This window comes from uncultured Amnibacterium sp., assembly GCF_964245895.1.
In the GTDB taxonomy this organism is placed as follows: Bacteria; Actinomycetota; Actinomycetes; order Actinomycetales; family Microbacteriaceae; genus Amnibacterium.
Genome location: NZ_CAXTOQ010000224.1, coordinates 1 through 4,148, shown reverse-complemented (window position 1 = coordinate 4,148; position 4,148 = coordinate 1). Strand labels below are relative to the sequence as shown.

Annotated in this window: 5 protein-coding genes; all 5 read right to left on the bottom strand. The window is 74.6% G+C overall.

The genetic code is table 11. The annotated features are described in order from the left end of the window. Positions 1-187 (bottom strand): hypothetical protein (locus tag ACFE60_RS18085; protein WP_375390243.1); only part of this gene is annotated, 187 nt, incomplete at its 3' end. A gap of 14 nt (positions 188-201) precedes the next feature. Continuing rightward, positions 202-1,053: a fumarylacetoacetate hydrolase family protein gene (locus tag ACFE60_RS18080; protein WP_375390244.1), complete on the bottom strand. Its 852-nt coding sequence runs from the start codon at positions 1,051-1,053 to the stop codon at positions 202-204. Positions 1,054-1,111: 58 nt separating this feature from the next. Further along, positions 1,112-1,768 (bottom strand): SIMPL domain-containing protein, encoded by a 657-nt coding sequence (locus ACFE60_RS18075; RefSeq protein WP_375390242.1) that lies wholly within the window; start codon positions 1,766-1,768, stop codon positions 1,112-1,114. A 27-nt stretch (positions 1,769-1,795) separates the two neighbouring features. Continuing rightward, positions 1,796-2,536, bottom strand: a complete 741-nt coding sequence (locus ACFE60_RS18070; protein WP_375390241.1) for an alpha/beta hydrolase — start codon at positions 2,534-2,536, stop codon at positions 1,796-1,798. Next, positions 2,536-4,148 (bottom strand): MMPL family transporter (locus ACFE60_RS18065; protein WP_375390240.1); only part of this gene is annotated, 1,613 nt, incomplete at its 5' end. The genes ACFE60_RS18070 and ACFE60_RS18065, both read right to left, overlap by 1 nt.

The window sequence follows — 4,148 nt, the reverse complement described above, 5'->3', positions numbered from 1 at the left end:
CACTGCCGGGGGCGAGCAGGACGCTCGCGGTGACGGCGACGGCCGCCCCGCCCGCGGGGACGACGGCCATCGCGACGCGGCGACGACGGACGATGCTGCAGCGACGGTGCTCGACGCCCGCCAGGAACGTCTCGGACGGCGGCAGCTCGCCGGCGGCGTGGAACAGCTGGTGCAGGTCGGTGCTCATGGGGTCCTTCTCCCTCAAGCCTGGGCCAGCGTCTGGACGGCGCGGCCGAGGCCGTCGATCTCCAGGGTGACGACGTCGCCGGCGCGCAGGTACGGCTTCGGCTCGGGCTGCCCGAGCGCGACGCCGGCCGGGGTGCCGGTGTTGATCAGGTCGCCCGGCCGCAGCACCATGAACTGGCTCAGGTACCAGACGACGTGGTGCACGCCGAAGATCATGTCCGCCGTCGTGCCGTCCTGCTTCAGCACGTCGTTCACCCAGAGCCGGAGGCCGAGCGCCTGCGGGTCGGCGACCTCGTCGGCGGTGACCACGAACGGGCCGAGCGGGTTGAACGTCTCGCAGCTCTTGCCCTTGTCCCACTGGCCGCCGCGCTCGATCTGGAACTCGCGCTCCGACACGTCGTGCGACAGCACGTAGCCGCCGATCACCGCGGCGGCCGCCTCCGGCGACTCGAGGTAGCGCGCCTCCCGGCCGATCACGACGCCGAGCTCGACCTCCCAGTCGGTCTTGACGGAGCCTCGCGGGATCAGCACCGTCGCGTCGGCGGGGACGATCGTGCCGGGATCCTTCATGAACACGACCGGCTCGGCGGGGATCGCGGCGCCGGTCTCCGCGGCGTGGTCGCGGTAGTTCAGACCGATGCAGACGATCTTGCTCGGCGTCGCGATCGGCGGCTCGAGCGTCACGTCCGCGAGCGCGTGCTGCACGAACTCGCCGGCCCGCGCCGCCGCGAGTACCGCCGGGTGGTCGTGGGAGGCGAGGAAGGCGCCGGTGACGGCGGCGGTGTGCCCGACCAGGTCGTGCACGACGTCGTCGATCAGCACGGCCGGGACGACGCCGCCGGCGGTGCGGTGCTGCAGGTACTTCACGGTGTGCAGCATCCCGCATCCGGGCGGCGAGCGGGGCCGGGATCGATCGAGCGCCGGCTCAGGACGGCGGCTCGAGCTCGAAGTCGGCGGTGACGGACGCGCTCAGCGCGATGTCGTCGGGGCGCAGCTCGATGCCGGATCTCGCCATCGACGCGTCCATGGCCTGCGCGACCCAGCGCGGCTCCCCTCCGCCGGTGTCGGCGCGCAGCCCCGCCTCCCAGAGGGAGCGCAGCCGGACGCGCTCGCCGCCGATCGCGCTCGCGTAGGCCTCGGCCCGGGCGATGGCGTCCTGCACGGCCTGCACCCGCAGCTCCCGCTCCGTCGCGACGCGGTGCTCGTCGGTCACGGCCCACTCGATGGCGTCGACCCGGACACCGGGTTCGGCCCCGGCCTCCAGCACCCAGGCCGACAACGACTCGAAGTCGCGGAAGCGGGTGACGACCTCGGCGTTCGCGATCTGCACGACCCGCGGCAGCTCGTCGCGGCCCTCGTACCGATGCTCCGACCGGATCCGTGCCTGCTGGCTCCCCCACCAGGTGGCCGCGCCGGCCGCGACGAGCGCCTCCGCCTCCGCGGCGAACCGCGCGTGCATCGCGCCGACCCCGCCCAGGACGACGGCCCGGTCGGCGTCCTCCAGCTCGAGCGCGAGCCGCACCGTTCCGCGCTCGGCGGGCAGGAGGCGGGACGCGGAGCCGTGCACGGCGATGAGGACCATGTGCCGATCCTGGACCTCCGACCCGGGTCAGTCGGTGGCGGGGTCCGTGAGGAAGGCGAGCACGTCCGCGGTGATCGCCTTCCGCACCGCCGCGTCGGTCGCGGTCGGCACGCCGTCGCCGGGCTGCGTGCCGTAGTCGCCGAACTGCGCGTGCACGGAGCCGGGGATCTCGACCAGCTCGGCGCTCGCCGGCAGCAGGTGCCGGGCGGCGCGGATCTTCGCGGGTGTGCTGAGGCCGTCCCGCTCGCCGCCGATGCTGAGCACCGGCAGGTCCGTCCTCGACAGGTCGTTCGCGCAGTAGGAGCCGAGCAGCACGAGCCCTGCGACGCCCTTGTCCGTCGCGTACTCGCAGGCCCGCACGCCGCCGAGCGAGTGCCCGCCGACCAGCCACCGCTGCACCGCGGGGTCGAGGGCCTCGAAGTCCGCCAGCGGCCGCGTCTCCACGATCGCGAAGTTCAGCGTCGGGCGCACGATCACGACGGCGATGCCGGCATCGGCGATGCCGGACAGCTTCGACGCGTACGCCGCCGCGTCGACCCGGGCGCCGGCGAAGAAGACCAGGCCGACCGCGCTCGGGCGCTTCGGCGTGAGCACGACGGCCGACCCGGCGTCGCGGTACGTGATCGCCGAGTCCGCCCGCACCGCGGCGAGCGGCCCGGGCTCCGCCTCCATCGGGTGCTCGGCCCACACGACGAATCCGACCGCGGCCAGGACGCCGGCGGCGAGCGCGGCGAGGCCGACCCGGCGGACGATCCTCCTGACGCGCATCAGGCGCCCACCGCGTCCCGCTTCGACGGCCACCAGAAGCGGTCGCCGGTGATCAGCACCAGCGCGGGCACCAGCAGCGTGCGCACCACGAGGGTGTCGAGCAGCACGCCGATGCAGACGAGCGTGCCGATCTGGGCGAGTGCGACGACGGGCAGCACGCCGAGCACCACGAAGACCGCGGCCAGCAGCACGCCCGCGCTCGTGATCACGCCGCCGGTCGAGCCGAGCGCGACGACGATCCCCTCCCGGGTGCCGTGCCGGACGCGCTCCTCCCTCGCTCTGGCCGTGAGGAAGATGTTGTAGTCGACGCCGAGCGCGACGAGGAACAGGAACGCGAACAGCGGCACCTGCACGTCGAACCCGCCGAAGCCGAACACGTGCTGGAAGAGCAGGTCGCCGAGCCCGAGGCTCGCGAGGAACGTCGCCAGCACGCTCGCGAGCAGCAGCACGGGGGCGACGAGCGATCGCAGCAGCAGCGCGAGCACCAGGAAGACGACGGCGAGGATCGCGGGCACCACGACCGACTGGTCGCGCCGCTGCGCCTGCTGCTGGTCGTACGCGGTGGCGTCGCTGCCGCCCACCAGGGTGTCGGCGACGGCGCCGCCGGCATCTCGGAACCCGGTGCGGAGGTCCTGCACGGAGGCGAACGCGGCGTCGCTCGCGGGCGCGCCGTCGAGGCGCAGATCCAGCTCCGTCCGTCCCGCCGCCGCGGCCCCGCGGGTCACCGCCGCGACGCCGTCGGTGCCCTTCGCGATGTCCTCGACCCGGTCGGCGACCGCGGTCGGCGCGAGCACGACGGTCTGCGCGGCGAAGCCCGCGGAGAAGGAGCGGTCGAGCAGCGCCTGCGCCTGCACGCTCTCCGGGTCCCCCAGCAGCTGCTCGGTCTGCGAGAGGCCGAAGCGGGCGCCCGCGAGCCCGGACCCGAGCAGCACGATGCCGACCAGCGCGACCGCGGCGACCGTGCGGGGCCGGCGCGCGACCCGGCGGCCGATCGCGATCCAGACGCCGCGCTGCTCCGGGTGCCCCTCCGCGGCGAAGCGGGGGACGAAGGGCCAGAACAGCCGCCGCCCGAAGACGACGAGCGCCGCGGGCAGCCAGAGCACCGCGGCGAGGATCGCGATCACGACGCCGAGCGCGCACGCGACCCCGAGCGCGCGGTTGCCGGCCAGCTCGCCCAGCAGCAGGGTGAGCAGGCTGAGCGTCACCGTGCCGCCGCTCGCCGCGATCGTCGGCCCGGCGGACCGGACCGCGACCCGCATCGCGTCGTGGTGGTCCTCGTGCCGGCGCAGCTCCTCCCGGTACCGCGAGATCAGCAGCAGCGCGTAGTTCGTGCCGGCGCCGAAGACGAGCACGGACTGGATGCCGGAGATCGACGCGTCGACCGTCAGGCCGAGCGGCCCGGCGACCGCCGCGACCACGACGCGCGCGAGCCCGTCCGCCGACCCGACGACGACGAGCGGCACGATCCAGAGGAGCGGGCTGCGGTAGGTGACGATCAGCAGCACCGCCACGACGGAGGCGGTGACGAGCAGCAGGCGGAGGTCGGCGCCGGCGAACGCGCCGACGATGTCGGCCTGGAACCCGACCGGGCCGGTGATGCGCGCCGACAGTC